Consider the following 20,462-nt stretch of genomic DNA (forward strand, 5'->3'; position numbering starts at 1 on the left):
CCTCCTTAGTTGAGCTCTGCCGCGATTGCGGCGGTCAGGTCCTTCGGCTTGGGCCGGTTGCCCTCGCCGCTGTGGTGGTCTCCCCCTGTGCGTCCCACCGTCGAGGCGGCCTTGATGTGGGGGTGCTGGTCCGCCACCTGCAGGAGTGCGTCCTGCACTGCCTTGGTGTCGGTCAGGTCGATGCCCTCGAGGGCCTTGTCGGTGGCCTTGAGGTCGAGGGCCTTGTCCGCGTCGATCGCCACGGTCTGGGCGGCGGCGCGGATGGTCTGCTGGGTCTCGTACGCCTTCACGGCGGCGAGGGCCTGGTCGCGCTCCTGGGTGAGGGTGCCGAGCTGGTCGGTGACCTTGTCGGGGTCTGCCTCGCCGAGGCCGAGCGCGGCTGCGATGGATTCGGTGATCTCGCGGCGGGCCTTGTCGGCGGCGGATTCCTGCTGGGCGGTGCGGTCGCGCTTGTTCTCGGCGCGGAGGGAGCGGATGTAGTCCTGGGCGCCGGGCGGGAGCTGGTCCATCTGCCAGTCCTCGGCGTCCTTGCCGTCGCTGCCCTTGTCGTCCTGGGCCTGCTGTGCGGCCTGCTGCGCGCCGTCCTGCCCGTCCGTGCCGGCCTGGTCGCCCTGAGCGACAGAGCCGCCGGTATCGGCGCTCCCGTCGCCCTCTGCGAGGACGAGGTGGCCGAGCTGTGCGAGGAGCTGGGTGCGGGTGATCTTCATGAGGGTCTGCCTCCTGGTGGTGGTGTTCAGCGGGGACCGGGGTGGTGCCCGTAGTTCAGCTGCTCGCGCTCACGGCGGCGCGGCTCGCCGGTCTCGTCGATGTGGTCACGGATCTTCGCCTGCAGGCGGCGGGTCTTGGAGCGGGCGGCCTTGGCTTCGTCCTCGTCCAGTGCGCCGATCTCGTCGCGCTTCGACTTGCGGACCTCGACCTCGAGCGCCCGGAGCCGGGCCTGCGCGTCCTCGGACTCTCGCGTCCAGGTGTGGCCGGTGTTCTGGGCCATGCCGGGGAAGTAGCCGACGAGAGTGCAGCGGCAGTTCGGGTGCTGGAACCCGTCAGCGATCGCATCGTCGACGGATCCGCGCACGCGGACGGTGACGGTGGTGTCACGGGTCGAGTGCGGCACCTGCACGGTGCGGGCCCCGGTTCCACCCTGGGACATGACGGCACCAGCCCAGCGGCCACAGGCCTCGCATTGCCCGCCGCCACCGATCGCGGTGACGAGGTCGATGCCGTACGAGGAGAGGGTGGCGAGGTTCGAGTCGGTGAACGCCCGCCTGGTGGCGGTGCGGGTCGCCATCTCGACGTAGGTGGCGAGGTTCCAGCGCCGGTCCGCGGAGTCGATGAACCCGGTGACGCCGGCGCGGCGGAGTTCGCGCCATGCCCGGACCTGGGCTTGCCTGCCGGTGTCGCCACCGATCAGGATCCCGGGGACGGTGCGGGCGATGACCTCGCGGTAGGTGTCGTCGGGCCAGCGGAGGATCCGTCTCGTGACGTCCTCGAACCTGTTGTGCAGGTCCTGCGCGAGAAGCGAGGTGGCGAGGGTGCCGTGCGGGAGAGGGCTTCCGGGGAGGTCGCCAAGGATCGAGCGGGTCCATGCTTCGGCGAACGTCTCACCGGTGGTGAGGGCCCGCCCGATCACGTCATCGGCGAGCGGCCCGGCCTGCTCTTGCACCTCAGCAGCAGCGGCCTCGCCTGCCGCGCGGAGCCGCTGGATGGCTGCGAGGCGGGGTGTCTGTTCGGTGATGTCGCGGGTGCGGAGCTCGAGGGCGACGGACTTGATGAGGCGTTCCTCGGTCGCGGCGAACACGCCGGTGACGTCCCCGATGATTGCTTCGAGCACTTGGGGCCAGGGGTCTGGTGGGAGGGGGCGACGAGCCATTCATGCCCCCTCCCACCTCAGTCCAGCACCATTGCGATCCAGCCGACCACCTGACGATCGAGGTAGTCCCAGGCGTCCTCGTCGGTGCCGGTGGTGTTCCACGCGTTGACGCCGACCTTCACACCCGCCTCGGGCTGGGTGATCGTGTCGGTTACGCTCTCGAACTTGAGCACCCGATGGATGACCGTGCCCTGGGGAAGCTGGCGGGCCTGGACCTCGGAAGTGATCGGCACCTCGCGGAATACTCGCGGCCCGCTCACAGTGGCCACCCGGTCGGATCAGCCACATCACGGCCCTGATCGGCACGGATCAGCGCGACCTCAGCCATCACCTGCTCGTCATCCCAGCCCGGGTTCACCGTGCGCACCAGGGTCTCGGTCGATGCGGCCTGAGCCGTCGACAGCAGCCCCGCCGTGCGCGCCAGAGCCTCCGGATCCGCCTGCGCTTCACGGGCGAACAGGACGTTCACCTCACCGGCAGGTGCTGCGCCGCCGTAGTGGACCCGGTCCAGGTCCAGCAGTGCTCGGGCGAACTCGGTCAGGCGGGGCCGCCAGTGCCCGAGCTTGATCTCCCTCGTCCCCTCGGACGTTTCCTTGCGGGCCTTGATCTCCGTCGCGGTCGTGTTCACCGGCACGGCATCGTCACCGAACGTCGCCGGGCTGAGGCCCGCGGCGCGGAGTGCGGCGCGGGTGAGCTCCCGGATCGTCTCCTGATGCTCCTGCACGCGGATCTCGAACTGGGACGATGTGAACGGGCTGTCCTCGTTGCCGGTGGCGAGCATCTCGAGGCCCTGGAACACTTCCCGGTCCTCGTCGAAGGTGACCCCGTCGCCGGGGTGGGTGCCTTCGAGGTACATCTGGGGGACGATGATGCGGCCCTTGCCGATGCGGACGTCCCGCATCCAGGAGGAGTAGGTCTCGTCGATCGCGTCGAAGATCCCCTCCGCCGCGTAGAAGTCGGACCGGCCATGATCAGCTAGGCCCGGGGTGGTGCGGAAGCGGCGGTTCGGGGTCTTGTTCGGCACGTAGGTGGCGGTGAGCTGATCGATCCCTGTGGGGATCTCCCCGCTCGTGCCGACCTCGAGCGCGAGATGCTCCGTCGCCGGATCCTCCACCAGGCGGACGCGGGTGCCGAGGTTCGACGCGGTGCCGCGGTAGAGGCCGTGCAGGATCACGCCCGGCTCGTGCCGCTCGAGGTGCCGGTAGACGTGCTGCCCCTCATGCCGGGTGACGGTCCAGAACGTGACCGCGGTGAGTTTCCCGTGCCGCCACTCGGGGACGGCCTGGTCCACGTCGTGGGACGTGAACGTGGCGTGGTCGAACGCGGTCTTGTCGATCAACGCTCTCAAGTAGACGCCACCGAGGGCGGACTGCATCTCGCCCGCACCGAGGAGGATCCCGTTCGCGTGCTCGGACCCGATGATCAGGTCGAGCCGATCCTGGGTGCGCTGGTCGTCAGCGGCCCAAGTGGGTGCTTCACCGAACAGGAGGCGTGAGGCGGCTTCGGAGATGTCGGAGGCGACGGGGACGTGGATACGGGTGCGGGCCTCGCGGGCGGGCTGTTCCTTGCCCCAGAAGAACGAGGCGACGCGGCCGCGGAGGTTCCGTCGCTGCCCGTCGGTGGTGCCGGCGTAGACGGCGGCGAGCCTGTTGGCGTCGCCCTCCCACCATGCGTCATGCACGGCGGCCTGCATCATGACGGGCTTCAGTTCACGCGGCGGCCAGACCTGGTCCTTGACTGGGAGCATTCGTGACCTCCTCGGTGAAGCGGAGCGCGGTGCGCCACAGGGCCTGGGTCGTGTAGATCGCGTACCTTGCGGCGTCTGCGGAATGATCATTCGCCTTCACGGGTGCGTCTTCGCCCTTCTCGGTCTTCTTGTCGTCCCACACGTAGCCGGGGAGCTCACCGATCAGGCCCTTGCACCTGTCGGTGATGAGGAGCTGGTCGGTGGCGATGAGGGACGACATGAGCTTGATGCCGGGCAGGACGTCGTTTGCGGCGTCCCAGATGCCGCGGTGCCCGTCGTGGGCGAGCTGCACCTTCAACGATGCGGCGGCGGGGTCGATGACCGTGTACGGCGGCTGCGGGAGTGCCTGGGTGGGGTGGTGCCGGCCGTTGAGGAACGCGCGGATCCGGCGGGACTGTTCCGCGTCGGTGAGCTTCCCGTGCGTCTCCGGGTCGTGGCGGTACTCGTCGAGGAACACGAGGCGGGGGTGCTGCTCGGCGGTGAGGCCGAGGATCAACGCGCTCGTGGGGTTCGTGGTGCCGTAGTCGATCCCAGCCGCGAGCACCCGCGCGATCTGCGGGGTCTCCGCGAACGGGATGACATGCCGGTCCTCGTCGAACTGGTCATACACGCTGCCCTCCGCAGCGACCCACTCCGCATCGATGTAGCGGCGACGGAACACACCCGAGTAGGACCGCTTCGTCCGGTCCACATAGGCGGGGTCGAGAGCCTCGTTGTCGTCAAGGAGAAACGTGTACCGGTGCAGCTCGAGCGACACGTCGGCAGGTTGCTCGATGACCCGGCCCTTGCCATCAACCCAGACGCGGGCCTTGTCGAGCCACTTCGTCTTGAGCCAGTGCTTCGGCCCCTCCGGGTTCGCGGTCAGCCAGAGCTTCGCGCCAGGGACGGACAGGCGGGTGTACAGCATGTTGAAGAACGACTCCGGCAGGGTCGACGCCTCATCGACGTACGCGCCGGCGAGAGTGGCGCCCTGGATCTTGGTGCGTGCCTGCTCGTTGTTCGCACCGTAGAGGTGGACCTTGCGGCCGAAGACCGTGACGACGCCGGAGCCGTAGTTGATGCGTACGCGGGACGGGCCGAACATCTCCTGCATCGGGAGGATCAGGTTGTTGATGACGGTGCGTTCGGTGCGGCCGCACATCGCGAGCTGCCCGGCGGGGCCGGTGCGGATGTAGCGGGCCCAGTCGATGAGCGTCGCGACTGTCTTCCCGGATCGGACGGATCCCTCATACGCCTCGATGGACGGGGAAGGGTGAGAGAGCGCGAGGCGGGCCTTCGCTGGGAGGGGCTGCAGCTTCACGAGTCGCCGCCCCCGATCATGTGGGCGATCCACTCATCGACGGCGGAGTGCTCGTTCGCGTCGGCGTCCATGCGGGTGATCACCGCGTGCTTGTCAGACAGGATGCCGAGCACGGTGGCGAGTTCCTTCAACGGCATCTCGTGCGCTTCGGTGTCGAGGCGGTCCAGGATCGCGGTGACGGCCTTGTCGGCGGCGCTGATGGACTTCGACGCGACGCCCTGCCGGACGGATGCAGCGTCCACGGATGCCGCCTGCGTTGCCGCTGCCGTTTTTGGCGTGCGATCCGTTTGCAAACCGGCGCGCATCGCCCACGATGCGATGGTCCCCTTGGGGATCCCCGTCTGCTCGGATGCGGCGGTGGGCCCCTGCTCTTCGTAGAGCTTGAGGGCTTCGGCTTTCTCGGCTGGCGTGTAGGTGCGGCGGTCTGCCATGGCTGACCTCCGTTGACCTCCTGGCCGTGGTCGGCGTGACGTGTTGGTGCCCGCCGGCCCCGGTCCACTTGTCTCGGTGGCCGGGGCGGCGGGTTGCGCACCGCTGAGGTTCCCCATGGGATTCATTGGGTCTTCCTGCGTGCGCGGCCCGAGGAGCGTCGTGCGCTGCTACTCGGGGGTTCGGGTGTCAGGATCGTTGGCCCGTCGGTCTCGCCGGACACCTGGTACCCCCGGCAGGACTCGAACCTGCGCCTCCGGGAGCTACCCGGGTGCCGGTGCTACCGGCCTGCTCTGCCTCTGAGCTACGGGGGTGTGCCGTGGTCGTCCCTGCTGGCGCGGGGGCGGTGGTCACGGTCTTTCAGGCATGAAGAAAGCCCCGGCCGTATGCGGCTCGAGGCTTCGGTTTCGGACCCACTTCGGGGTCAGATCCAGGTTGCCATGGTCAAGCGATCGACGCAAGTCGACACGCCCAGTATTCCCGGAGGTCGGTGACGAGGTAGGTGCGGTCGTCGGAGCGCTCTGGGGTGGGGCGCTTGTGGTGGCGGTCGTCCTTGAGTCGTTGCTCGATGCCGGGCCAGAACCGGTCCGCGTCCCGTGCCGTGAGACGCAGCTCCGGTGGAAGGTCGTCGCGAGCGGCGATGCAGTCGAGTGCTCCCCGCATTGTGTCTTCCTCGTGCTTGGGGGCGTTGCCGGTGAGGCGGGCGAGGCGCCACCACAGGGCGGTGAGGTCTTGTTGCCACTCCTCGCCCCATGGGGTCTCGAGGATGCGTGGCGCGGAGTCCCAGTGCCAGCGCCAGCATTCCTCCCACGAGCCTCCGCGTCTCTCCTCGGTGATGGTCTCGCGCCACTCCCGGAGGACCTGATCAGGATGGGGGAGGTCGTCGCCGTGGTCCGCGTCAGCCGCCCAGGGGCCGAGCATGGTGAGGGCGTCGCCGCCGGGGATCCGGTCGGTGGTGCCGCGGATGCCGGTGAGGTCCATGGAGTATCCCGAGATGGTGAGCATGACGTCGGACAGCTGCTCGCGCCACTGCCTCACGTCCTCGAGGCGGTCACGCATGGTGCCGATGAGTTCGAACGAGGTCACTGTGCTTCCTCCCAGGGGGTGACGAGGCGGCGGAGCGGGGTCAGGTCGAGTCCGGCGTCGGTCTCCTCCTCGGCTTCGATGGGCACGAGAGCGCGGTCGCCGACCATGGCCTCGTTCGGTGCGGTGCCGTACGCGTCGATCGCGCCGAGGTCATCGACACCCCACACACTTGCCCAGCGCGCGGCCGTGGCCTTCACGTAGGGGAGCCGGTCAGCGTTGCCGGTCGGGTGGTCGAGCGCGACAGTCCCGACGGGCAGTGCTTCGGCCTGCTCGACGGACTCGATCAGGACAGGGCGGTACAGGGTGGTCATTGAGCCCTCCAGTTGCAGTTCTTGCAGATCCGCTTCTCGCGGTTCGTGCGGGCGGTGCGGTCGTCCAGGTAGAGATCCGGGATGTGCCCGGACATGCCGCACCAGGCCAGGAGTGCCTGACCCTTCTCGCGCTTGGACGGCGAGACAGTGCGGGCGATGTGGTTGACGGTGCCGTAGCGGCCCACGGTGAACGTGACCCCGGGGGCGACGCGGACGGGCGGCTGGGAGAGGGGCATGATGAATCCCATCAGTGGGTCTCCTATGCGCTGAGGGGGAAGTCGGTGGACGGGGTGCCGAGAACGTTCGGCGGCTGCGGGCGGGGGCTCGGGCCGGGCTTCCACCCGCCCGTCCGCATGAGCCCCTCGAGCTCCTGAGGGGTCAGGACGAAGTTCCCCTGCCCGTTGGGGCGTGCGGTGAACTGGACGGGGATGCCGTGGTCGTCGATGCGGTGCCAGGTGGTCATCGGCCCTCCTCGTCGAGTGCTTCGAGGTGGCGTGCCGCGATCTCGGTGAACGGGGCGATCCGATGGAACAGCCATCGCTGGATCCGGCCCATGACGCGGTACTCGGCGACGATGGCGTCGATGTAGATCTGCCGGGGGTCGATGTTCACGGGGTGTCCTCCTCGTTGAGTCGGGCCTCGTGCACGGCGAGGGAGATCCCGAACATGTCGGTCTGGATCGGTGAGCCCGCGCCGAGGTGGACGGTCGCCTCAACGAGCCGTCGGAGGTCGTCCAGCGTGGCGCCCGGCAGGTCGATCTTGTGGGTGGTCGTGGTGGTGGACCGGGTGGTGGTCTTGTAGCGGCTCATCGGGTGCCCTTCGTGAGTTGTGCGCGCCACGCGGCGGCGTGCTCGTCGATCTGGTCGCGGAGGTCGGCCGCGATCTGGTTGCCTCTCATGCGGTGGAGGGCGATGTGGATCCGGCGGATGTCGCGGTCGGGGTTCCAGCACGTGCCGGCTGCGCGACGGCATCGGTCGGTGCAGGGCTTCACAGGTCGTCCTCCTCGTCGTCGTCCCAGTCGTCGTCTTCTTCTTCGTAGGCGGAACAGCCTCCAACGGAGTACCAGTGGGCGATCTGACCCCAGCCGGGGATCCACGCGACGGTTCCGGCCGGCATGGTCTCGCCGCACTCAGTGCAGGCGACCGGGGTGAAGATGGTCAGCAGCTTCTCGGGGAGTCGGTCTGCGCTCACGGGGTGTCCTTTCGCTGGGCGAGGGTCGCGCGGATCTGAGCGATGTACGAACGAGCCTTCGCGGGGTCGACAGGGCCCGCGTACTCGCACTGCGTGCACGAGTGCCGCCACTCGGACGGGTGCGCCTCGCACTCCTTCCCGAGCGGGATTCGGCGACGCAGCCGGGGCCGGATCCACCGCGACAGATCCGACGGCTTGAGATACCCCCACCGCCCGTCCGGGACGCCGTTGCGGCGGAAGTGCTCACCCGCCGCGGTCAGCGTTTCCATGGGGAGGCCGGCGAGGGGCTTGTGCCATTCAGCGAGGCGGTCGTCGAGGCGCTTCTCCGCAACCTTCCGCTCAGGCGGGGGCAGGTTCGCTGGGATCTCGGGGAACGGTTCGATCAGCCGTGCCGTGACGAGGCCGTCGAGGAACGTGGTCAGCCACTGCCGCGGGGCGGGGGTGCCTTCCCACTGGATGACGTGCTGGCTACCGTCCGCAGCGACGACCACCTCGGAGGGGGCTTCGCGGCGGGACTGCTCGAGCTGTTCGCGGATGGTGGTGGGGCGTTCGAGGTCGGTCATGCTCCGTCTCCGTACAGGCGTTGATGGGATGCGACGAGGGACATGCCCGAGGTGATGTCGCGGTTCGGTCGGGCTTGTTGTTGACGGGCGGGGCGCTGCGCCTGCTGGGTGAGGGTCTCGAACTTCTCCCGCAGCTTCGGAAGGGATCGGACGTTGCTGACCCAGAAGTCGTCAGCGTGGGCCCATCGGGCGATCCGTTCGATGTCGTCGACCGAACGGCCGTCGATGTCGATGAGGCGGCGGGCGGCGTCCCGCCATGCCTTGGTGATGGTGGGGCGCTTGCCGTTGGTGGCGGTGGACTGGCAGAGGTCGGCGAACACGGTGCAGATGTGCTCGACGTCTTCGCGAGGCGGGTCGGCGGGAGCCGACCTGTTCCCCTGATCCTCTGTTCCCCTGTTCCCCTGTTCCCCTGTTCCAGGCGCGAGGGTGTCGCGAGGGCTCGCGACACTGTCGCGAATCTCGGAGTCCTTGTACTCCATCGTGCCGTCTGGCCTGGGCAAACGTCCCTTGCCGGGTCGGTCGATGCGCTGGTTCGAGTCCCACCAGGACAGGTAGAGGAGTCGGGTGCCGTCGGCTTCGTATCGGTGGAGGAATCCGTGCTCTGCGAGCTCGGAAACGGATGCAGACACCCTCGCGAGAGTGTCGCGAGGGTTCGCGAGCATGTCGCGAGAGAACACGTCACCGAGGATCAGCGCCATGTCGTCCTTGCCGACGCCGTTGTCGTCGACGTAGGACTCGAGGCCCTTGAGGACGAGGCGGGCGTCCCAGGAGAGCAGGGCCACGCGCTCGGACCGCCAGAACTCCGGCTTGGTGCTGCGGATGCGCACAGCGCCTCCTTTCAGAGTGGTGTGATGGTGAGTCGGATCCGGTACATGCCCGGCGTGCCTGTCGGGGCTGCGCGGCGCATGTCGGGCCCGATGAGGTGGTCGTCGTTGTCGTCCGCCCACACACCCGCGTCGGTGAGTCCGTCGATGACGGCTTTCACGGTGGGGTAGGTGTTGCCGACGTCTGCGCGGGACTTCTTGGGCGCGGAGATGTGGGCCATGACGTGGACGGTGCCGGTGACGGGCTCGAGCTGCCGGGCGGTCCAGCCGGCGAGGGTGCGGACGTGCTTCGTCCGGCGTGCGCGCTCCATGTGGTGGAGTCGCTGGTTCGAGGTCTGCCACATGGGGGCGGGAATGTCGATGACGAGTTCTTGCATGGCCCTCCTTCGGGCAACAGAAAGGCCCGCCACTACGAGGGGTGACGGGCCTTGCGGGGGTGGAGGTCAGCGGCCGAGCGGGGCTCGGTGCTGAGCGATGGTCAGCGCGACGGCGGTGCGGGTGTCCTCGTAGAGCTGGTCGGTCTCGTAGGAGATGAGGCCGGGCGCGAGGTAGGCCTCGGACGCGTCGATCACGGCTGCGGTGATCTTCTCGGCCAGCTCGTCGTCGCTCATGCCCCACCGTCCAGCGCGCGGATCGTGGGGCACGGCCAGGCGGCGGCGCACCCTGTGCAGTCGTCTCGCCAGTGTCGCCACACCTTGTCTCCGTGCCCGTTGACGTGGGGTGCGCAGTCGGCACCACCGCACCCTCGGCGCTTGTCGCACGGGTCGCCAACGGTCCACTTTCGATGCACGTCCCGTACGGCCTTGATCCGTGCGTCCCTGATCTGGACCTGCTCCATCTGATCGAGTGCTGCGCCGCGCTCGTCCTGCACGTCCTGGGTGAGGTCACGGATCCGGGCTTCGGCTTGCCGTGCCCTCTCGCGGTACATGACGACAGCGCGGCCACGGATACTGGTCTGCGCTTCCAGGCGAGCGATACGGTCCAGGAGCGCCGGGACAGCCTCACGCGCGGCGGCGATGAACTCCATGTCGGCCACAGCGTTGGCGTCATCGGACCAGTTCTGGATGATGCCGCCCAACTCCTCGGTCCAGACGTACTTTCCTGCCGGGTGGGGATTCCACGGCCCTGGGGTGGCCGCGTTGGCGAGTGCTCGTAGCTGGTCTCGGGTGGGCTGTACGGTCACTCTGGCTCTCCTAGAAGTGATGCCTGCACGTAGCAGGATGGCCCCTCGTCGGGGTGGCAGTAGAAGCGGTCATTGATCCCCGCCGCCCCGTAGGTCTCCTTGCCACACAGGTGGCAGGTGGTGTCCAGGGTTTCGAGGTAGGCGTCGATCTCCTCTTCGGTCGGATCGTCCGACAGGTCTTCCATCTTCACGGGGTCTCCTCGGTGAGTAGCCAGAGCGAGCGGGGCCGAGGTGCCCCCGCGTCGGTGAGCGCAGAGTCGAGGCCGAACGGGTTCCCGGCCCGCACTTCCTCGCCGTCCCATTCGGCCACGAACTCCTCGCCGTCCTCTCGGACGATGATGTGGGTGCGGTCGATCTGATCTGGGCGCTTCATGCCCTCGTTGATTTCGTCTCTCGTCACGGGGTCTCCTCGGGGTACTTGCGGTTCTTGAATCGCCGAACGCGGAGGGCGAACGCGGGACCGTCCATCTCCCAGTTGACGTGGATCGCCTCATCGGCCAGCCCGCCGAGTGCTTCCCTGGCGGCGTCTCGGCGGACACGGGCGAGGAACCGGCCGAACTCGGCTTCCAGTTCCTCAACGGGCGGCTGCGTGGAGATCCTCGACTGCTGGCACATGAGCACCCAGGCGGTCTGGATTGAGTCGGCGTGCGGGGTGAACGGCTCAGTCGTCATGCCCGGTCTCCTGTCTCGTCTCGTCGGGCGGCACGGGCAGCGGACAGAGCGGCGCGCGCGTCTGTTCGGGCAAGATTGCGGCGGCGCTCAGCACTCCACCAAACCCCGGCCTTGAGGCCGATGCGCCTGTCCTGCTCCGCCGCGATGGCCCGTGCGGCGGCTTCGACCTCGGCGTCGGTCGGCTCCTGCGAGCGGCAGGGCCATGCGTCGTACCCGCACGTGCAGGTGTCCCAGTCGTCGGCGTACTTCCGCACGCGACGGTGCCCCTCCTGCGCGGCGAGGTGGGCACGCGCCCACTCGGCACCGGCCACGAAGGCGAGCTGCTGGACGTAGTGGCCCGCCCTGCGTTGGGGCCACCGGGTCTCGGCTTCGGCTCGCGCATAGTCCGCCAGCTCGGCCTCGGTGAAGGGGTCGGTGGTCATCGGGTCTGCTCCTTCCGGAAGTGCTGGGCCTGGTCCGCGGCCCAGTCATGCAAGTTGGCGCGGCCAGGGTCGCCATCTGCTCGGGCCTGCTCGGCGACCGCGCGGTGCGTGGCGATCAGGGCGGTGATGGGGTCATTCACGGCTGCTCCTCGGGGCTGGTGGGGGTGAGGCCGACCTCGGTCGCCAGGTCGTTCGCAAGGGTGGCGAGGTCGGCCCGTGATGCGCCGGTCTCGTCGTGGAGGTAGTCGAGCCGGGACAGCCACGTCTCCCAGTGCTCGGCACCCTCGGGGCGGGTCGGCTCGGTGAGAGCGGCGTGGAGATCGGATGCGATGTTCGCAATGTCGTCGGCCTCCAGGTGCTCCGTGGAGAGTGGGAGGACGTCGTGCAGCACGGACTCGATCGCGTCCGGGGTGAGGGGGCGGGCGTTGCGCTTGTCGGCCTCGTCTCGCTGCCGTGCCGTCGTCGCCAGGACAGTGGCGAGGTGATCCCGCGCCTGCTCTGCCTCGTCGGCGCGCTCCTTCTCGGCGTCGCGCTGCTGGAGGGCCAGACGGCCAGCGACCCGCGCCGCGCCCCGCTCCTGCTCGGCCTTCTCGGCGCGGGCCTGCCAGTCCTCCTCGTCGGTGCGGGTGTAGGACCCGGCAGGAGCAACCTCGTCCAGCGCGGCACGGAGCTGCTCGGGCGTGAACGGTCCCGCCGTGGCGGACTCCCACTCGTCTTCCCGGCTCTGAGCCTCGATCGAGATTCCTGCGGGGCCTCGGCGGATCACGAGGAAGTCGTGGGAGCGGTCAGTGGCGTTGATCGAGAAGATGGTGCGAACAGTGGTGGTCATGATGTTGCTCCTTCGGGGGATCGGATCAGGCGGGTGCACTGCGTGTACGGGGTCGGGGAGCCGTTGACGGACGAATACGTGCAGCGGCCGTCCTCCCACTGAATCTCCACCTCGTCAGCCTCGAGAGAGGTGAAGTACGCCCCGACGCACGGCGGGTGCGCGCTGAGGTGGATCCGCCAACGGTTCGTGAGCGCGTCCGTGACGAGACGCGGGAGAGCGCGAGGGATCATGAGGCCCACCTCCGCGCGCGATGCGCCCTACCGCCACCGGGGAGGAAGAAGCACTCGGAGTGCTCACCGTCGTGCCCGGCGGGGCGGTTGCACCAGCCGGTGTCACTCCCCGGAGGGATCGCGCCGCAGTAGTCGGTGATCGTGCAGTCGCAGGTGCTCATGCGGCCACCTCGTCGAGGTGGAGCGCGAACATCTCGCCGATCGACTGCTCGGGCCCGCCCGCGGAGCCCTGCGACTCCATCTCCTCGCCACACGTGCACCTGCACCAGGACTCGCCCGGCTGCTCGAGGGTGGGCGGGTCGGTGCGGTGGTCCTCGAGCTCGTGGACCGTCTCGGTGATGACGGCACCGTGGCCGTCGTATTGGATCGTCATGTCATCGCCTCCAGGGCGTCGAAGATGGTCAGCTGGTCAGGGTGTTGCTCGGGCGCCGGCTCGTCGCCGACGGGGACCGGTAGGCGCCCGCCCGGGTAGAGGACGTGCGCGACGTCCCGGAACCGCGGCCAGTAGTGCTCCGTCGAGCGCCACCGCCGGAACCGCACCGTCTCGTCCCCGGACACGGGGTGCCCCTCGCCGTTCGGGTGTGCGGCGTAGTACGCGGCCACGTCCTCGAGGGAGCGGGTCTCGTCCGGCGGGATCCCCCACCCCGACCAGCGGGCATGCAGAATCGCGTCCGGGTGAGGATGCTCCGGCGGCTCCCGATGCCCCGTCACACGGTCAGGAGTGTCCGGACAGGGCGTGTACAGGTGCACCGCCCCCGCCGCGTCGCGGAGCCGTTCACGATCAACGGTCGCCATTCAGGACACCCCTTCGAGGAGCTTGAGCATGTCGAGCTGGACAGGCCCGCGTGGCATCAGTCGTGCGCACGCGAGGCAATACGGGGTCTCGGGACGAGGGCGGGACGGGAGGGAGACGCGCAGCCATTCATCGCAGAGCACCCGCACATTCCCCGCCACTCCGGACGGGCCCGAGCTGTAGTGCGCCGTGTACGGCGACCACTTCGGGGACCGGGGCTGAGACGGGATCACCCAGCCCGTAGGAGGGGTCCAGGTGGCCATCACGCGGCCCTCCGCGCCCGGTTTCTCTCGCGCTCGATCACCCTGGCGAGCGGATGCCCCCGCCGGAACAGGACCCGCGAGGCAGCAGACAGCGTCCATCCGACTCGGGCCACAGCCTCGGGCACGGGGACGCGCTGCTCGATCAGGAACTCGAGGTCTTCGATTCGGTCCGCGCTCCGGGCCTGCTCGGCATCCCGGTAGTTCTTGAGCGCGGCGAGCTGTGCGGGCGAGCGGCTCACGTCGTTCTCCTGTCTGTGAATCCAGCGATGTGTGGGAGTGGATGCCCTGCCGGGCGGGTGCATCGGGTGCGCAAGATCGGATGGACGTGCGGGCACCTCATGCCGCTCTCATCTCCGCCGTGACCGCGCTCAAGCGGGCATACCCAGTCAGTGCCGCCGCACGCCGCGCTGCCGCGTACGTGACCAGCAAGTGACGGGCACACACCCCGTGCTCCACCACCGCCTCAACGCACGCCCGGTACGCGCAGCTCACGACCCCACCTCGATCGACAGCAGATCCTCAGCCATCACCGACCGGACCAGCCGCGTCTCACCCCGAAGGACCCGCATCAACGTCGAGCGGGCATAACCGGACGCGTCAGCGAGGTCCCGGGTGGACCAGCCCGCGCCCCGCAGAGCGGTCAGGTGGTCGACCACAGAATCGGCGGGCACGAGCCGGGGCGCTGGGTCCTTCCGCTTGCTGCGCATGTAGTTGCGGTTGTAGGCGCGGGTGCGGTCCCGGCACGGGTCGCAGGGGCAGGTGCGCCATGATGTGGTGTCGTGCATGGGAGTGTTCCTTTCAGGTAGGGGAGTGCCCGGCTGACGTCTCGAACGTCGCGTTGCCAGTGCCGGGCTGTACTGCGGGCACGAGAAAGGCCCCCGCTACAGCGGAGGCCTCGGTCATGCGTTAGTGCTGGTCAGAAGGGCGGATCGTCGTAGCCTCCCTGGTTTCCGCCACCGGCCCACGGGTCAGCAGCGGGAGCGGCCTGACCGCCGCCGTTCCACTGCTCGCCCTGCGGGGACGGAGCAGCCGGACGGCCACCGTTCCGGCGGTCGACCTTGTTCGGCTTCGCGGTCGCGTACTTGAGCGACGGGCCGACCTCGAGGACGTTCAGCTCGATCGAGGTGCGGTTGTTGCCGTCCCGGTCCGTGAACGAGCGCTGGACGAGGTTGCCCTGCGCGATCACGCGGGCGCCCTTCTCGAGGGAGTCAGCCACGTTCTCCGCGGCGTCCCGCCAAATGGAGCAGCGCAGGAACAGGGCCTCGCCGTCGCGCCACTCGTTCGCCTGCTTGTCGAAGGCGCGCGGGGTGGACGCGATGGTGAACGACGCGACGGCGATGCCGGACTGGGTGAAGCGGAGCTCGGGGTCGGCGGTCAGGTTGCCGATCACGGTGATGGTGGTGTCGTTGGCCATGGGTTCAGTTCTCCTGCCCGGGGACGGTGACGGTGGTGCCGGTGGGGGCGTCGATCTCGATCGCGGGGTCGTGGTCATCGCCGGGACGGGGAACGAAGCGCATCGGCCAGCTGACGCTCTGCGCCCCGTGGGACTCGACGGCCACGTGCCAGCTGTCGATGTTGCGGTCGCTGAATCCGACGTTGACGACGAGGGATCCTCCGTCGGGGGCGACGAGGAGCACGTCGGCGGACCCGCTCTGCGGCAGGTAGAACTCCTCACGCACGGCTCCGTCGACCTCGATCAGGTCGTCAGATGCGCCATAGATGACGATGGTGCTGGTGGTCATGCGGTCTCCTTCATGGGTTCAGCGGCGGTGGTCCCGCCGTCGTTGTCGTACAGCACCCACCCGAACCGGGTGAGCACAGGGGTGTCCTCGGGGGTGCGGATCCCGAGGCGGGGCACCATCCGCCCGTACGCGTACGAGGCGGAGGGGTTCGCGTGGATCTCGCCGTGGTCCCCGCGGACCCCGTCACCACACAGGGTGAGGAGGTTCGCGAGGCGGTGAGGGTCCGGGCCGGAGCGGCCCTGCCGATGATGGGTCGACTCTGCGGTTCGCCCGCAGACGACGCAGGCTCCGCCGTCCCGTTCCCAGGCGCGGCGGCGCTGGCGTTGGTAGTACGCCTGCCCCTTCCGGTTCACGTCGCCTGCCCGACCGGCTCGGCGGCGAACTCGGACCGTCGCGCCGCGCTGATCGAACGCCCGATCTCGAGCCGGTCCCGGAGAACGCGGATCCGCTCACGCGCGGCACGGTGGACCTGGTCCGCGGCCTCCGCCGCGACCCGCAGCTCCTCCACCTCGAGCACCGCGACCTGCTTGCGGTCCTCGATCGAGCCCTGCCCGCCGATGTACGCGCGGGCGTACGACTTCCGGTGCTCGGACCACGCGGCCACGCACGCGGCGTCCAGGCGAGCGATCTCGGTCGACAGGGCGTCCAGCTCCCTGCCGATCCGGGACAGCTCGAGGACGATGTCCGTCGTGCTCATCGTTGCTCGAGCATCGGCAGGCCCGTGTCGGCGAGCAGGTCCCGCAGAGCACCCGAACGGATCGCATCAGCGACCACGTCCTTGCCGTCGGTTTTCGCATCCCAGCGGAGCGACTGGTACGGCGCGCCGGCCTCGACCATCACGATGCCGGGGACGATCTCCCCGTCCTTCGTGACCCCACCGTCCTCCGTCGCGTCCACGATCGACGCGAGGATCTCCTTCGCCGCCCACGGCTTGAGCCGCTTCACCGTCTCGACCATGTCCGGCCGGGCCGCCTCGAGATGCTCCGCGAGGGCGTCCTCATCGACCACCTTCGGGCCACCGGCACGCTGAGCGAGAGTCACCGCGGCGACCTTCTCCCCGCCCAGAGTCACGTTCCACGACTTCGCACCCGACTCCTCCGCCGACGCCTCGAGCGCCTCGAGATGCTCGGCCTTCTCCGCCTTCATCGCATCCTCGACAGCGTCACGGATCAGCTTGAGCGCGGCGTACCGCAGGTTGATGTCACGCAGCAGCATGGGTCTCCTCCTTCATCGCTTCGATCAGATCCCGGATGGCCTGATCGTCCGTGCTGGTCTTGAGCTGGTCACCGTTCGTCATGGCGGCGAACCGCTCCACTGCGGCGAGCATCCGGGCGTTGTCGCCGCCCAGCGCGATCCGCAGGTCGTCCCGCGCCCGATCGGCGGGGGACTGGTCCGTGGTCGACTCCGCCCCCTTGACTTCCCGGTGCTTCGCCGGCGCGGTCTCGGTCTCACCCAGCCCCAACCGGCGCCACAGCCCATCGACCGTGAACCCCGGCATGTCCGTGGGCTGACTGATCTGCCACACCATCGAGCGGAGCCCATCGATCCGGGCCTTGCCCCGCTCCGGCATCAGCACAACCCCATCGACCTCGTACGGCAGGTTCTTCTCCGTCTGGATCTTGAGGTCCTTGTCCTTCGTCGGCTGGCCCCGGTCATCCATCGCCGTGACCACATCGAGGCGGGCTGTCATCAGGACTGGGCCGTCGTGCTGCTGGATCGTGGTGACGACCGCGGCGTGGCGCTCCTTCGCCCGGTTCCACAGATCCATGTCGATGCGGGCCTCGTCCGGGTTGCCGCGGTTCTTCCGCCGCGCCCGGGCCGTTGCCTCGGCCTGTGCTTCGTCCTTGAGCAGGTCCCACAGCCGGGTCATCGAATCGACGACCAGCAGAGACGGGCCCTGTGCGTTGATCGCCGCGAGGGCCTGGCCGATACCGCGCCACGACCCGTCATGCTCGACGATCTCGAACGACGCGCCGGGGATCGCTCCATACATGTCCGGGTCCGGTTCACCGATCCCCAGCCAGTAGGTCCGGTCGATCAGGTCGGACGCGGACGCTTCAGCGCACGCGTACGTCTTCCCAGCCTTCGACGCACCGGCGATCAGCAGGTGCGGCCACGGCGGCTTACCCGTGGGCTGGCGGGTCTTGAGCGTCATGCCGCCACCACCTCGGGCACGCCGTCCGCGCCCAGGCGGAGCATCGTCATCCGGCGCACAAAGTACGCCGCTGGGTAGAACACCGGCGCGGTCGAGTCAGGAAACAGCCTGTTCGGCTGCGTGTGGTCGGCGTTGCAGCCGATCATGGTCTGGTACTGCAGTGCACGGCTCATTGCTTCTTCTCCTTCTTGCGGATGTTGCCAACCGCCTGCTCACCGACCGGGTCCCGGTACGGGCGCATGGTGCGCCGTTGGGGGCGTTGGTAGACGGGGGCAAGCGGGTTGTTCATGTCGGGGGTGCGGGCGGACCGGGCCTGTCGTGCCTCATCGAGGGATGTGGTGTCCTCGGCGGCGCGGCGATCGATCGCGTCCATCAGCGCGGAGAGCATGTCGTCAGCCATCCCGCCCCCAAGCACTCGGGAGGATCGCGGCGCAGAACCCGGCAGCACCGAGCACCACGACCAGGCCGGCCACATTCGAGAGCCCGTCCAGAGTGGCGATGAAGATGCTCATTCGTCCCCCTCGTCGCCGTGCTCGACCCAGGCCGCGACCTCGAGCAGCTCCTCCGTCGTCGTGATCGCGCCGTGCGAGTGGGGGAGGAGGTCCGCCATGATGCGGCGGCGCATCTCCGCGTCATGCTTCGCCAGCCCCGACACGGGGGTCTGCGGAGACGGGAGCGGGATCGGCTTGTGGTCGCTCATCGGTCCTTCTTCCTCTCGGTGGGGAGGGACTTCGCGTACTCTTCGAGTTCGGTGACGAGGTAGCGGGGCTTGCTGTCGGGGTAGCGCTCGGTGAGGTACCCGTCGCGGACCAGCTCGATGACGCGCTTCTCGCTGGTGGCGAGCATCGCCGCGGCCTGCGTCCGGTAGACGAGGACGGGGGAGGCTTGGATGGTCAGGTCAGCCACGGTGGGGCTCCTTCCGGTGGGTCTGGCGGCGGGGGCCGGCCACGTCGTCGTGGGCGGCGTCGGCGATGTCCTTCGCGACGGCGCGCTGGGCGAGGGCGAGTTCGGCCTTGTCGGCGTGGGCCTGCATGAGCAGCACCCACGGCGGGGCGGTGTACTGGGGGGTGGGCATCAGTACGCACCTCCGTCACGCATCGGCATGAGCAGGCCGCGGAACCGCTCGAGCTCGCCGAGGGTGACCACGACGGCCCGGAACTCAGCGGTGAGAGCGAGGCGCAGACCGGCGTGGCTGTACTTTCTGTCCCACTGGCCGATCCGGCGCCCAGCGGCGGTGAAGCGGGCGAGCTTGTCCGGGGCGAGGGTTACCCCGGCGAGCTCTCCACGCTCGGTCGGGAAGAGGGCGTCGAAGTCGGGCGTCTTCCCCTCGACGTGGGTCGAGACGATGCGGTCGCCGTCCGCGGTCTCGACGGTGATGCGGTCGCCGTCGGCCGTGATCGTGACGTTGACGTCCTCATCCCGGCGCCGGAACGTCGGGAGGACGGAGAGGACACGCTTCACGTCGGTGGTCGAGAGCGCGAGGTTGAGGTCGCCGTCAGCGTTGACCGGCTCGAAGGTCCACTGGCCGATGCCGTAGCGGTCCGTGGCGGAGAGGGTCGCCTTCTCGGGGGTGGAGCGGAGGTGGACCGCCGCGAGGAGCTTGACGTCGAAGCCGCTGGCGGCCATGGGTGCGAGCACCTCGAGGGCGATGCGCAGCTCCTTGCCGGAGACGGTGAGGTGAGACATGACGGGTCCTTTCGGGGATGCAAGAAGCCCCCGCCGGGATCGGCGAGGGCTCGAGGGGTGGAGCGGGGTGGTGCGGGTCAGGCGCTGGCGAGGATGCGCTTCACGGCGCGCTCCCCGGTGGGGTCGGAGTAGGGCATCGCCTCGGCGTGGCCGTTCCACCAGTTCAGGTAGGTGATCGCGGCGTCGCGGATGGGGCGGCGGGCGGTGATGCCGTCCCGGGCGAGGACGGGGCGGACGATGTCGATGGCGTCGTTGAGCGACATGAGGTCTCCTTGGAGATCACCCGGCGAGCGGGCGGCCGTAGGAAGCTACGGACGGGGTCTTGCGAGGGGGGGGTGTCGAGGTGCTTCCCGATGGCTTCTGCGACGGTGGAGACCCAGGCGGGGGAGGGGGAGGCGAGACCGTTCTCGACTCGGGAGAGGTATGCGGGGGAGATGCCGGCGATCTTGGACGCGTCGGCGAGGGTGAGGTTCGCGGCGAGGCGTAGGGTGCGGATCGCGGTGCCGAGGGGGCTGCCCTGCTGCTGCGGTGCGGTGGTTGCTGTCATGGGTAAGAGTCTGGCATGTCTTACTCATTCAGGCAACTACAACCGTGTAGTTTTACTCTCGCCTTGCGTAAAAGAGTAAGACCTAGCTAGTCTCTACCCATGAGTAAAGTCGACAAGAAGGCGCGGATCGCCGCCATCACCGCCGAGCGCAAGCGCCTCAACATGACGCAGGCCGAGCTGGCGGCCGCGGCTGACGTCTCGCTCAAGACCGTGGGGAACATGGAGGCCGGCCGCACCGCCGGCCAGGAGGGCACCATTGCCCGCATGGAAGCCGCGCTCGGGCTCAATGAGGCCACCGAGTACGACGAGTCGACCGCGCAGCTGCTCGCGCTCATGGGCCCGCTCATCCAGCGGATCCCCGAGTCGCAGCGCGCCACGCCCATCGCTCAGTGCATCGCGATCCTCGCCTCGGCCGGGCAGGGCTGAGTCGACAGCCGCACCACCCGAGCCAGCAGGGCCGGGGATGCCTCCCGCGAGTAGATGACTCGCAGCGGCACCCCGGCCTTTTCTGCGGCCTGCTGCGGGCTGATCCCAGCCAGGGCCCACACCGCGTCGATCGCGGCTCGGTGGGGCGGTGGGGTCATGGTCGGCATGGAACTCCTTCGTCTGGTCGAACGTGTGT

The 20,462-nt window shown here is 68.9% G+C and carries 43 protein-coding genes, 1 tRNA gene and 1 pseudogene; 1 reads left to right on the forward strand and 44 read right to left on the reverse strand.

Annotation, left to right across the window (positions count from 1 at the left end; genetic code table 11):
- Positions 1–5 precede the first annotated feature (5 nt).
- The 43 genes and pseudogenes from BN4251_RS04655 to BN4251_RS18975 form a co-directional block, all read right to left on the reverse strand.
- Complete coding sequence (locus BN4251_RS04655) at positions 6–707, reverse strand: hypothetical protein (RefSeq protein WP_087483980.1); 702 nt, start codon at positions 705–707, stop codon at positions 6–8.
- Between the two features lie 26 nt (positions 708–733).
- Positions 734–1,867, reverse strand: a complete 1,134-nt coding sequence (locus BN4251_RS04660) for a phage minor capsid protein (protein ID WP_087483981.1) — start codon at positions 1,865–1,867, stop codon at positions 734–736.
- 17 nt (positions 1,868–1,884) lie between these two features.
- Positions 1,885–2,100, reverse strand: coding sequence for a hypothetical protein (locus BN4251_RS04665; RefSeq protein WP_087483982.1), 216 nt, complete (start codon positions 2,098–2,100; stop codon positions 1,885–1,887).
- A gap of 23 nt (positions 2,101–2,123) precedes the next feature.
- Complete coding sequence (locus BN4251_RS04670) at positions 2,124–3,614, reverse strand: phage portal protein (RefSeq protein ID WP_170931834.1); 1,491 nt, start codon at positions 3,612–3,614, stop codon at positions 2,124–2,126.
- Positions 3,577–4,914 (reverse strand): PBSX family phage terminase large subunit, encoded by a 1,338-nt coding sequence (locus BN4251_RS04675; protein WP_170931835.1) that lies wholly within the window; start codon positions 4,912–4,914, stop codon positions 3,577–3,579. Before BN4251_RS04675 ends, BN4251_RS04670 begins: the two co-directional genes overlap by 38 nt.
- The gene (locus BN4251_RS04680; RefSeq protein WP_087483985.1) at positions 4,911–5,345 is read right to left on the reverse strand and encodes a hypothetical protein; all 435 of its coding nucleotides are present in this window, start codon (positions 5,343–5,345) and stop codon (positions 4,911–4,913) included. Before BN4251_RS04680 ends, BN4251_RS04675 begins: the two co-directional genes overlap by 4 nt.
- Before the next feature lie 222 nt (positions 5,346–5,567).
- Positions 5,568–5,657 (reverse strand) — tRNA-Ala (locus BN4251_RS04685).
- Positions 5,658–5,787: 130 nt separating this feature from the next.
- Positions 5,788–6,429, reverse strand: coding sequence for a hypothetical protein (locus tag BN4251_RS04690; RefSeq protein WP_087483986.1), 642 nt, complete (start codon positions 6,427–6,429; stop codon positions 5,788–5,790).
- The gene (locus BN4251_RS04695) at positions 6,426–6,740 is read right to left on the reverse strand and encodes a hypothetical protein (protein WP_087483987.1); all 315 of its coding nucleotides are present in this window, start codon (positions 6,738–6,740) and stop codon (positions 6,426–6,428) included. Before BN4251_RS04695 ends, BN4251_RS04690 begins: the two co-directional genes overlap by 4 nt.
- Positions 6,737–6,988: a hypothetical protein gene (locus tag BN4251_RS04700; RefSeq protein WP_087483988.1), complete on the reverse strand. Its 252-nt coding sequence runs from the start codon at positions 6,986–6,988 to the stop codon at positions 6,737–6,739. Before BN4251_RS04700 ends, BN4251_RS04695 begins: the two co-directional genes overlap by 4 nt.
- 11 nt (positions 6,989–6,999) lie before the next feature.
- The gene (locus BN4251_RS04705) at positions 7,000–7,203 is read right to left on the reverse strand and encodes a hypothetical protein (protein WP_087483989.1); all 204 of its coding nucleotides are present in this window, start codon (positions 7,201–7,203) and stop codon (positions 7,000–7,002) included.
- The gene (locus BN4251_RS18215; RefSeq protein ID WP_170931836.1) at positions 7,200–7,352 is read right to left on the reverse strand and encodes a hypothetical protein; all 153 of its coding nucleotides are present in this window, start codon (positions 7,350–7,352) and stop codon (positions 7,200–7,202) included. Before BN4251_RS18215 ends, BN4251_RS04705 begins: the two co-directional genes overlap by 4 nt.
- Positions 7,349–7,549, reverse strand: a complete 201-nt coding sequence (locus tag BN4251_RS04710) for a hypothetical protein (protein WP_087483990.1) — start codon at positions 7,547–7,549, stop codon at positions 7,349–7,351. Before BN4251_RS04710 ends, BN4251_RS18215 begins: the two co-directional genes overlap by 4 nt.
- A gap of 178 nt (positions 7,550–7,727) precedes the next feature.
- Positions 7,728–7,931 (reverse strand): hypothetical protein, encoded by a 204-nt coding sequence (locus BN4251_RS04720; protein ID WP_087483992.1) that lies wholly within the window; start codon positions 7,929–7,931, stop codon positions 7,728–7,730.
- Positions 7,928–8,494 carry a hypothetical protein gene (locus BN4251_RS04725; RefSeq protein ID WP_087483993.1) on the reverse strand — a complete coding sequence of 189 codons (567 nt, stop codon included), beginning with the start codon at positions 8,492–8,494 and terminating at the stop codon, positions 7,928–7,930. Before BN4251_RS04725 ends, BN4251_RS04720 begins: the two co-directional genes overlap by 4 nt.
- Positions 8,491–9,321: a hypothetical protein gene (locus BN4251_RS18450; RefSeq protein WP_212647584.1), complete on the reverse strand. Its 831-nt coding sequence runs from the start codon at positions 9,319–9,321 to the stop codon at positions 8,491–8,493. Before BN4251_RS18450 ends, BN4251_RS04725 begins: the two co-directional genes overlap by 4 nt.
- Before the next feature lie 11 nt (positions 9,322–9,332).
- A complete protein-coding gene (locus tag BN4251_RS04735) occupies positions 9,333–9,695 on the reverse strand; it encodes a RusA family crossover junction endodeoxyribonuclease (RefSeq protein ID WP_087483994.1) in 363 nt (120 codons plus the stop codon).
- 66 nt (positions 9,696–9,761) lie between these two features.
- Positions 9,762–9,929: a hypothetical protein gene (locus tag BN4251_RS18220; RefSeq protein WP_170931837.1), complete on the reverse strand. Its 168-nt coding sequence runs from the start codon at positions 9,927–9,929 to the stop codon at positions 9,762–9,764.
- On the reverse strand, positions 9,926–10,396 hold the full coding sequence (locus BN4251_RS04740) for a hypothetical protein (RefSeq protein WP_087483995.1): 471 nt from the start codon (positions 10,394–10,396) through the stop codon (positions 9,926–9,928). The genes BN4251_RS18220 and BN4251_RS04740 overlap by 4 nt, the downstream gene beginning before the upstream one ends.
- A gap of 101 nt (positions 10,397–10,497) precedes the next feature.
- Positions 10,498–10,692 carry a hypothetical protein gene (locus BN4251_RS04745; protein WP_087483996.1) on the reverse strand — a complete coding sequence of 65 codons (195 nt, stop codon included), beginning with the start codon at positions 10,690–10,692 and terminating at the stop codon, positions 10,498–10,500.
- Entirely contained in the window at positions 10,689–10,901 is a 213-nt protein-coding gene (locus tag BN4251_RS04750; protein ID WP_087483997.1) for a hypothetical protein, read from the reverse strand. The genes BN4251_RS04745 and BN4251_RS04750 overlap by 4 nt, the downstream gene beginning before the upstream one ends.
- Entirely contained in the window at positions 10,898–11,173 is a 276-nt protein-coding gene (locus BN4251_RS04755; RefSeq protein WP_087483998.1) for a hypothetical protein, read from the reverse strand. The genes BN4251_RS04750 and BN4251_RS04755 overlap by 4 nt, the downstream gene beginning before the upstream one ends.
- Positions 11,170–11,595 carry a hypothetical protein gene (locus BN4251_RS04760; protein ID WP_087483999.1) on the reverse strand — a complete coding sequence of 142 codons (426 nt, stop codon included), beginning with the start codon at positions 11,593–11,595 and terminating at the stop codon, positions 11,170–11,172. The genes BN4251_RS04755 and BN4251_RS04760 overlap by 4 nt, the downstream gene beginning before the upstream one ends.
- Entirely contained in the window at positions 11,592–11,735 is a 144-nt protein-coding gene (locus BN4251_RS18225; protein WP_170931838.1) for a hypothetical protein, read from the reverse strand. The genes BN4251_RS04760 and BN4251_RS18225 overlap by 4 nt, the downstream gene beginning before the upstream one ends.
- The gene (locus tag BN4251_RS04765; protein ID WP_087484000.1) at positions 11,732–12,424 is read right to left on the reverse strand and encodes a hypothetical protein; all 693 of its coding nucleotides are present in this window, start codon (positions 12,422–12,424) and stop codon (positions 11,732–11,734) included. Before BN4251_RS04765 ends, BN4251_RS18225 begins: the two co-directional genes overlap by 4 nt.
- Before the next feature lie 387 nt (positions 12,425–12,811).
- On the reverse strand, positions 12,812–13,027 hold the full coding sequence (locus BN4251_RS04775; protein ID WP_087484002.1) for a hypothetical protein: 216 nt from the start codon (positions 13,025–13,027) through the stop codon (positions 12,812–12,814).
- Positions 13,024–13,449 carry a hypothetical protein gene (locus BN4251_RS04780; protein WP_087484003.1) on the reverse strand — a complete coding sequence of 142 codons (426 nt, stop codon included), beginning with the start codon at positions 13,447–13,449 and terminating at the stop codon, positions 13,024–13,026. The genes BN4251_RS04775 and BN4251_RS04780 overlap by 4 nt, the downstream gene beginning before the upstream one ends.
- 260 nt (positions 13,450–13,709) lie before the next feature.
- Positions 13,710–13,949: a hypothetical protein gene (locus BN4251_RS04785; protein ID WP_087484004.1), complete on the reverse strand. Its 240-nt coding sequence runs from the start codon at positions 13,947–13,949 to the stop codon at positions 13,710–13,712.
- A gap of 249 nt (positions 13,950–14,198) precedes the next feature.
- Positions 14,199–14,495, reverse strand: a complete 297-nt coding sequence (locus BN4251_RS04790; protein WP_087484005.1) for a hypothetical protein — start codon at positions 14,493–14,495, stop codon at positions 14,199–14,201.
- A 131-nt stretch (positions 14,496–14,626) separates the two neighbouring features.
- The gene (locus BN4251_RS04795; RefSeq protein ID WP_087484006.1) at positions 14,627–15,124 is read right to left on the reverse strand and encodes a single-stranded DNA-binding protein; all 498 of its coding nucleotides are present in this window, start codon (positions 15,122–15,124) and stop codon (positions 14,627–14,629) included.
- 4 nt (positions 15,125–15,128) lie between these two features.
- Positions 15,129–15,452, reverse strand: a complete 324-nt coding sequence (locus BN4251_RS04800) for a hypothetical protein (RefSeq protein ID WP_087484007.1) — start codon at positions 15,450–15,452, stop codon at positions 15,129–15,131.
- Positions 15,449–15,805 carry an HNH endonuclease gene (locus tag BN4251_RS04805; RefSeq protein ID WP_087484008.1) on the reverse strand — a complete coding sequence of 119 codons (357 nt, stop codon included), beginning with the start codon at positions 15,803–15,805 and terminating at the stop codon, positions 15,449–15,451. The genes BN4251_RS04800 and BN4251_RS04805 overlap by 4 nt, the downstream gene beginning before the upstream one ends.
- Entirely contained in the window at positions 15,802–16,149 is a 348-nt protein-coding gene (locus BN4251_RS04810; protein ID WP_087484009.1) for a hypothetical protein, read from the reverse strand. The genes BN4251_RS04805 and BN4251_RS04810 overlap by 4 nt, the downstream gene beginning before the upstream one ends.
- Entirely contained in the window at positions 16,146–16,667 is a 522-nt protein-coding gene (locus tag BN4251_RS04815) for a hypothetical protein (protein WP_087484010.1), read from the reverse strand. The genes BN4251_RS04810 and BN4251_RS04815 overlap by 4 nt, the downstream gene beginning before the upstream one ends.
- Complete coding sequence (locus BN4251_RS04820) at positions 16,654–17,607, reverse strand: AAA family ATPase (protein WP_087484011.1); 954 nt, start codon at positions 17,605–17,607, stop codon at positions 16,654–16,656. Before BN4251_RS04820 ends, BN4251_RS04815 begins: the two co-directional genes overlap by 14 nt.
- Positions 17,604–17,780, reverse strand: coding sequence for a hypothetical protein (locus BN4251_RS18230; protein ID WP_170931839.1), 177 nt, complete (start codon positions 17,778–17,780; stop codon positions 17,604–17,606). Before BN4251_RS18230 ends, BN4251_RS04820 begins: the two co-directional genes overlap by 4 nt.
- Positions 17,777–18,007, reverse strand: coding sequence for a hypothetical protein (locus tag BN4251_RS04825; RefSeq protein WP_087484012.1), 231 nt, complete (start codon positions 18,005–18,007; stop codon positions 17,777–17,779). The genes BN4251_RS18230 and BN4251_RS04825 overlap by 4 nt, the downstream gene beginning before the upstream one ends.
- 108 nt (positions 18,008–18,115) lie before the next feature.
- Positions 18,116–18,307 carry a hypothetical protein gene (locus tag BN4251_RS04830; protein WP_087484013.1) on the reverse strand — a complete coding sequence of 64 codons (192 nt, stop codon included), beginning with the start codon at positions 18,305–18,307 and terminating at the stop codon, positions 18,116–18,118.
- The gene (locus BN4251_RS04835; RefSeq protein WP_087484014.1) at positions 18,304–18,513 is read right to left on the reverse strand and encodes a hypothetical protein; all 210 of its coding nucleotides are present in this window, start codon (positions 18,511–18,513) and stop codon (positions 18,304–18,306) included. Before BN4251_RS04835 ends, BN4251_RS04830 begins: the two co-directional genes overlap by 4 nt.
- Complete coding sequence (locus BN4251_RS18235; protein ID WP_170931840.1) at positions 18,506–18,682, reverse strand: hypothetical protein; 177 nt, start codon at positions 18,680–18,682, stop codon at positions 18,506–18,508. Before BN4251_RS18235 ends, BN4251_RS04835 begins: the two co-directional genes overlap by 8 nt.
- Entirely contained in the window at positions 18,682–19,293 is a 612-nt protein-coding gene (locus BN4251_RS04840) for a beta clamp domain-containing protein (protein WP_087484015.1), read from the reverse strand. Before BN4251_RS04840 ends, BN4251_RS18235 begins: the two co-directional genes overlap by 1 nt.
- Positions 19,294–19,370: 77 nt before the next feature.
- Positions 19,371–19,556 (reverse strand): hypothetical protein, encoded by a 186-nt coding sequence (locus BN4251_RS18610; RefSeq protein ID WP_245810201.1) that lies wholly within the window; start codon positions 19,554–19,556, stop codon positions 19,371–19,373.
- 86 nt (positions 19,557–19,642) lie between these two features.
- Positions 19,643–19,840, reverse strand: a pseudogene (locus tag BN4251_RS18975) (helix-turn-helix domain-containing protein); the annotation flags it as partial.
- Between the two features lie 99 nt (positions 19,841–19,939).
- Here BN4251_RS18975 and BN4251_RS04850 point away from each other — a divergent pair.
- Positions 19,940–20,266 (forward strand): helix-turn-helix domain-containing protein, encoded by a 327-nt coding sequence (locus BN4251_RS04850; protein WP_087484017.1) that lies wholly within the window; start codon positions 19,940–19,942, stop codon positions 20,264–20,266.
- Here the strand turns inward: BN4251_RS04850 and BN4251_RS04855 are convergent.
- The gene (locus BN4251_RS04855) at positions 20,227–20,433 is read right to left on the reverse strand and encodes a hypothetical protein (protein WP_087484018.1); all 207 of its coding nucleotides are present in this window, start codon (positions 20,431–20,433) and stop codon (positions 20,227–20,229) included. The two genes, BN4251_RS04850 and BN4251_RS04855, sit on opposite strands and share 40 nt — an antisense overlap.
- Between the last annotated feature and the right edge of the window lie 29 nt (positions 20,434–20,462).

The organism is Brachybacterium massiliense (assembly GCF_900184245.1).
Lineage (GTDB): Bacteria > Actinomycetota > Actinomycetes > Actinomycetales > Dermabacteraceae > Brachybacterium > Brachybacterium massiliense.